At 68.3% G+C, this 6058-nt stretch carries 5 protein-coding genes; 2 read left to right on the top strand and 3 right to left on the bottom strand.

Annotated features, from left to right (window positions below):
* A partial coding sequence (gene pdxA / locus AB3X43_RS15155; protein ID WP_369430699.1) for a 4-hydroxythreonine-4-phosphate dehydrogenase PdxA occupies positions 1-714 on the top strand: 714 nt, incomplete at its 5' end.
* Here pdxA and ubiA read toward each other — a convergent pair.
* The 3 genes from ubiA to AB3X43_RS15140 form a co-directional block, all read right to left on the bottom strand.
* Positions 699-1577, bottom strand: coding sequence for a 4-hydroxybenzoate octaprenyltransferase (ubiA, locus tag AB3X43_RS15150; RefSeq protein WP_369430698.1), 879 nt, complete (start codon positions 1575-1577; stop codon positions 699-701). The genes pdxA and ubiA overlap by 16 nt on opposite strands.
* Positions 1578-1617: 40 nt before the next feature.
* On the bottom strand, positions 1618-4080 hold the full coding sequence (locus AB3X43_RS15145) for a putative bifunctional diguanylate cyclase/phosphodiesterase (RefSeq protein WP_369430697.1): 2463 nt from the start codon (positions 4078-4080) through the stop codon (positions 1618-1620).
* A 113-nt stretch (positions 4081-4193) separates the two neighbouring features.
* The gene (locus tag AB3X43_RS15140; RefSeq protein WP_369430696.1) at positions 4194-5132 is read right to left on the bottom strand and encodes a LysR substrate-binding domain-containing protein; all 939 of its coding nucleotides are present in this window, start codon (positions 5130-5132) and stop codon (positions 4194-4196) included.
* Positions 5133-5353: 221 nt separating this feature from the next.
* On the opposite strand from AB3X43_RS15140, the gene AB3X43_RS15135 reads away from it, so the two are divergent.
* Positions 5354-6010 (top strand): c-type cytochrome, encoded by a 657-nt coding sequence (locus AB3X43_RS15135; protein ID WP_369430695.1) that lies wholly within the window; start codon positions 5354-5356, stop codon positions 6008-6010.
* Positions 6011-6058: the final 48 nt, after the last annotated feature.

Genomic DNA, 6058 nt, shown 5'->3' with positions numbered 1-6058 from the left:
GCCGCCTGCATCCGCGACGCGGTGGCGCTGGCCAGCCGAGGTGAGGTGGCCGCCATCGTCACGGCGCCGATCCACAAGGAGGCGCTGTTCGCCGCGGGCGAGCCGTATCCGGGCCACACCGAGATGCTGGCTGCCGAGAGCGCGGCCCACGGCCGGCCGGCCGACGTCCGCATGATGCTGGCCAACGAGGAACTCAAGACGGTGCTGGTGACGGTGCACTGCGCGCTGCGCGAGGCCATCGAGCGGGTGACCTTCGACGCCGTCCTGTCCACGCTGCGCATCGCCCATGCGAGCGCCGCGCGCTGGGGGCAGCCGGCACCGCGCATTGGCGTGGCCGGGCTGAATCCGCACGCAGGCGAGGGCGGGTTGTTCGGCCGCGAGGAGATCGAGGTCATCGCGCCGGCCATTGCCGCGGCACGCGCCGAGGGCATCGACGCCCGCGGCCCCTTCGCGCCCGACACGGTGTTCATGCGGGCGCGGACGGGCGAGTTCGACCTGGTGCTGGCGATGTACCACGACCAGGGGCTGATTCCGGTGAAGTACCTGGGGGTCGAGCAGGGCGTGAATGTCACGCTGGGCCTGCCCTTCGTGCGCACCAGCCCGGACCACGGCACGGCCTTCGACGTGGCCGGACGCGGCCTGGCAGATGCGTCGAGCCTGGTGGCGGCCCTGGCGATGGCGCGTCGCCTGGTGGGCGATCAGCGCAGCGCGTGATCGAGCATGATGCCCGCGAAGACCGCCGCGCCCAGCCAGTGGTTCGCGCGGAAGGCGCGGAAGCAGCCGTCGCGTGTGCGGTCGCGGATCAGTGTCCAGTGCCACAGCGCCTGCGCGGCCGCGACTGCGATGCCTGCGAGAAACAGCGCACCCAGACCGGCCTGTATCCCCAGCCAGGCCCAGACCGCCAGATAGACCGCGTAGAACGCCATGATCGCCGCCACGTCCCAGCGGCCGAGCGTGATGGCCGAGGTCTTCATGCCGATCTTCAGGTCGTCGTCGCGGTCGACCATCGCGTATTCGGTGTCGTAGGCCAGTACCCAGAACAGGTTGCCGACCAGCAGCCCCCAGGCCAGCAGCGGGATCTCGCCGCGGGTCGCCGCAAAGGCCATCGGAATGCCGAAACTGAAGGCCACGCCCAGCACCGCCTGCGGCATCGACACGAAGCGCTTGGCGTAGGGGTAGACCAGCGTCACCGCCAGTGCGCCGAAGGACCAGCCGATGGTCAGCGCATTGGTGCCCAGCACCAGTGCGAACGCCACCAGCGCCAGCGCGGCGCCCACCGCCAGCGCCTCCTTGACGGACACCGCGCCGCTGGTGACCGGGCGCTGCGCGGTGCGCTTGACGTGGCGGTCGAACCCGCGGTCGGCGACGTCGTTGATGCAGCAGCCGGCGCTGCGCATCAGGATGGTGCCGAGCGTGAACACCGCCAGCAGGTGCAGCCCCGGGAACCCGCCGGCAGCCAGCCACAGCGCGGCCAGTGTCGGCCACAGCAGCAGCAGCCAGCCGGCCGGCCGGCTCCAGCGGATCAGGTCGAGGTAGAGGGCGAGCCGGTCGGCGGGGCGGTGGGAGGTGGCGTTCATGGACGCGATTGTCTCGCGCCACCACCTCCTGGCGCCGGGCTCAGAGCATGGTTTCGGGCAGCGAGGGCATCAGCTCGGCGGTGCGGGTGTCTTCGAGTTCCAGCTCGCGCGGGCGCTGCGGCCGGTCGCGCTCGCGCCACTTGAGGACGAACTCCAGCACCTGGTCGGCCGGCATCGGGCGCGAGGCGAAGTAGCCCTGCACCATGTTGCAGCCCTCGGCTTCGAGCACGTTGATCTGCAGCGGCTCCTCCACGCCCTCGGCCACGGTCGACATGCGCAGCGACTTGGCCAGCGCCAGGATGTTGCGCACGATGGAGCGGGCGTCCCGGCTGATCAGCAGTTCGCGCACGAAGGCGCGGTCGATCTTCAGCGTGTCGAAGGGGAAGCGGCGCAGGTAGGCCAGCGAGGAATACCCCGTGCCGAAGTCGTCCAGCGCGATCTGCACGCCCAGCCGGCGCAGCGCGTGCAGCCGCTCCACCGTGCCGCGGTTGTCGTTGATGAACACCGATTCGGTGATCTCCAGCTCCAGCCGGCCGGGTGCCAGGCCACTGGTCCTCAGCGCGCGCTGCACCGCTTCGGGCAGGTTCTGCGCCATCACCTGCACGGGCGAGATGTTGACCGCCACCTGCAGGGGATCCGGCCAGCGTGCGGCCTGGCAGCAGGCCTCGGTCAGGGCCCATTCGCCCATGGGCAGGATCAGGCCGCTTTCCTCCGCCACCGGGATGAACTCGGCAGGCGTGATGGCGCCGTGTTCCGGGTGGTTCCAGCGCAGCAGGGCCTCGAAGCCGATGACCTCCCAGTCGTGCAGGCTGACCTTGGGCTGGTAGTGCAGGGAGAGCTGGTTCTTCTCCATCGCTTCGCGCAGATCGCGCTCCAGCACCAGCCGGCGGCGGATCTGCTCGCCCAGCCGGGCGACGAAGAAGCGCATCGAGCCGGTGGCATTGGCCTTGGCGTCGTAGAGGGCGAGATCGCCGTTCTGCATCATCTCGTCGACGGTGGTGCCGTCCTGCGGGAAGCGCGCGATGCCGATGCTCACCCGCACCGGCACGGCCGCGCCCATCACCTCGCAGGGCGCGCGCATGGCGTCGACGATGCGCTGGGCGGTGGTGCCGATCTCGGCCTCCTCGCGCACCGAGCGCAGCAGCACCGCGAACTCGTCGCCGCCCAGCCGCGCCACGACGTTGTTGCGCCCGACCGCGTCCTTGATGCGCCGCGAGACCTCGACCAGCAGCGCGTCGCCGGTGGCGTGGCCCAAGGTGTCGTTGACGTTCTTGAAGCCGTCCAGGTCGAGGCACATCACGGCACCCTGGCTGAGGCGCGTGCGGCTGTTCTGCAATGCACCTTCGAGCAGCACGCGGAAATGGGCCCGGTTGGTCAGCCCGGTGAGTGTGTCGTAGTGCGCCAGCCAGGCCAGGCGGCGGTCGGCGATGCGGGCCTGGGTCACGTCACGGGCCACGCCGCGCCAGCCAATGGCGCTGCCGCGTTCGTCCACCAGCGGCTTGGCGGTCATCGACCACCAGCGCTGCTTGCCCTGGATGACCATCGGCAGCAGCACGTCGCGGAAGGGATGGCCTTGGGTCAGGCGCTCGTGCAGGGTGTTGGCGGATTCGCGGTCGGTCTCGCTGAGCTTTTTCTGCAGATCGGCCAGCAGCGCGAGCAGCGAATGGTCGTTGAGGTCTTCCACCGTCAGGCCCAGCGCGCCAGCGAACTGCTTGGAGACGTGCTTGAGGCGGCCGGTCGAGTCGATTTCCCAGAGCACGTCACTGCCGTGCTCCTCGAAGTCGCGCAGCAGCAGGCCGATGAGCTGGTTCTGGTGTTCGGCCTTGACCTCGGCGCTCACGCGCGCCTGCAGGTTGCGGCGCACTCCGCGCGACGCGCCGATCGCCAGCCCCGTCAGCACGATCCACTGCACCACGCCGTAGGTCTGGAGGCCGGAGCCCCAGCCCACATAGCTGGCCAGTGTGCCCAGGCTCAGCGCACCGGTGAAGGCGTACATGGCCCGCGGCATCGACAGCAGCGTGAACGCACCGGCGCTCAGCATCGCAACCATCGACAGGCCGATGGTGAGCTGGTGGGCAGGTTGTCCGTCGAAGACCAGGGAGCCTGGCGCCAGGCTCCAGACCGTGCCGATGAGCGCGGCATGCAGGTCGTAGCTGGTGATGCGCCGGGGCGAGACGGCGGTGGCACGTTGTCGACGGTGGTTGAACCAGAACTGCAGCTGCGCCAGCGTGAGCGCCACGATCCCCGTCAGCCAGACCAGCAGCCAGGTCTGCGGGATCTGGGGGGACGCGGTGAAGCTCAGCAGCAGCGCGTTCATCAGCGACATGCTGGCCATCCACGGCAGCGTGCGCAGGACCGCGGCATGCTGGCGCAGCCGCACGCGGGCATCGACGGCAGCCTCGGAGGACTGGACCGAACTCCGCCGATCGGCTCGACGGCGCTCTGCCTCGCGACGCCGCAGCGCCGTCGAGGAAGATCGGTTCGTTTTCGGGGAGGGGGGCATCGGGAAACTCGCAACCGGACATGTCAGGCCATGTCCCCATTGCAGGTTTCGGCACCGATTCCGTCAGCTTGAGCCGGCGATGTGCATCGGCTGCCCGAAAAAGGCCGGCTGAATCAGTCGGTCACGCGGCGCGCACCCGGCAGCGGGCATTGGTAGACGGCGTTGCGCAGCGCGGCGATGGCCTCATAGCGCGTGAAGGAGCGCCGCCAGGCCAGCACCACCCGGCGGGTCGGTACCGGGTCGCTGAACGGGAGGTAACGCAGCAGCGAAGGGTGGTCCGGCGTGTCATGGTCCACCGGCACCGACAGCTGGGGAACCACGGTGATGCCCATCCCCGAAGCCACCATGTGCTTGATCGTCTCCAGCGACGAGCCTTCGAAGCTCTTGCGAATGCCTTCGGTGTCGCTGGAGAAGCGGGCGAATTCGGGGCAGACCTCCAGCACATGGTCACGGAAGCAGTGGCCGGTGCCGAGCAGGAGCATCGTCTGCTGCTTGAGTTCGGCCGAGGAGATCGAGGTCCGCTCTGCCAGCGGATGGTGCCGCGGAACCGCCACCATGAACGGCTCGTCGTAGAGCGGTGCGATGGCCAGCCCGGTGTCGGGGAAGGGCTCGGCCAGGATCGTGCAGTCCAGCTCGCCCGTGCGCAGCATTTCCAGCAGCCGCACGGTGAAGTTCTCGTGCAGCATCAGCGGCATCTGCGGCACATGTGCGATGGCATTGCGCACCAGATCGGGCAACAGGTAGGGGCCGATGGTGTAGATCACGCCCAGCCGCAGCGGCCCTGCCAGCGGATCCTTGCCACGGCGCGCGATTTCCTTGATGGACGCCGCACTCTCCAGCGTCGCCTGGGCCTGGCGAATGATCTCCTCGCCCAGCGCGGTGACGCTGACCTCGCTGCCGCCACGCTCGAAGAGCTTGATCTCCAGCTCCTCCTCCAGCTTCTTGATGGCCACCGACAGCGTGGGCTGGGACACGAAACAGGCTTCTGCCGCCCGGCCGAAGTGCCGCTCTCGGGCGACCGCCACGATGTAACGCAGTTCGGTGAGGGTCATGGCCATTCCCAGACTTGCGGCAAAGGCGCCGCTGCATCGATTGTGCTCAAAACCGGGGGGAGTGTCATGGTAGCTGCCCGGATGACAGCGGAACCGGTGGACGGGAGAATGTGGTTTCAGGGCATCGACTGGTTTTTCGGAGGCCCGAAAACGGTCCGGAAGCCATTGATGCGAATCTATAATTCGCGGCGTTTTTGCTTGATCGACATCAAAACCACCATATGAGCAAACAGTTAATCGCCACGGTCGCTTTCGCACTCGCAGCCGGTGTGTCTTCCGTGCATGCTCAGGACAACCCGGCAGGTGATGCAGCCAGCGGGCAGAAGAAGGCCGCGATGTGCATCGGTTGCCACGGCATCCCGGGCTACCGCGCGAGTTTCCCTGAAATCCACCAGGTGCCGATGATCTCGGGCCAGGGCGCCAAGTACATCATGTCGGCGCTGAATGCCTACAAGAAGGGCGAGCGCAAGCACCCGACGATGCGTGGCATTGCCGGCTCGCTGTCGGACCAGGACATCGCCGATGTGGCTGCGTTCTACGCCAGCCACCAGGCGCCGGCCTCGACGGCAGTCGCCCCGGCGCCGAGTGCGGCCGTGGCCGAGTTGCTCAAGAAGGGCAACTGCGCGTCCTGCCACGGCGAGGGCCTGAACAAGCCGATCGACGGGACCTATCCCAAGCTGGCCGGCCAGCATGCGGATTACCTGTTCGTGGCACTCAAGGCCTACAAGACCGAGAACAACCCCAACGTGGGCCGCGGCAACGCGATCATGGGGGGCATGGCCAAGCCGTTCTCCAACGTCGAACTGAAGTCGCTGGCCGACTACATCGGCTCGCTGCCGAGCGACCTGCAGGTCGTTCCGAACGCCAAGTTCCGCTGAACGGCACTGCCCGGAAGGTCACCGCCGGCGCGGTGGTCACCGCCGGCG

Source organism: Sphaerotilus sp. (assembly GCF_041083715.1).
Classification (GTDB): Bacteria; Pseudomonadota; Gammaproteobacteria; order Burkholderiales; family Burkholderiaceae_C; genus Sphaerotilus.
This window is presented reverse-complemented; position numbering and strand designations above follow the sequence as displayed.

What these genes read in the sequence shown, in the direction of transcription:
- AB3X43_RS15135 (WP_369430695.1), top strand. Translation starts at nt 5,354, where the DNA reads ATGAGCAAACAGTTAATCGCCACGGTCGCTTTCGCACTCGCAGCCGGT.
- ubiA (WP_369430698.1), bottom strand. Translation starts at nt 1,577, where the DNA reads ATGAACGCCACCTCCCACCGCCCCGCCGACCGGCTCGCCCTCTACCTC.
- AB3X43_RS15140 (WP_369430696.1), bottom strand. Translation starts at nt 5,132, where the DNA reads ATGACCCTCACCGAACTGCGTTACATCGTGGCGGTCGCCCGAGAGCGG.
- AB3X43_RS15145 (WP_369430697.1), bottom strand. Translation starts at nt 4,080, where the DNA reads ATGCCCCCCTCCCCGAAAACGAACCGATCTTCCTCGACGGCGCTGCGG.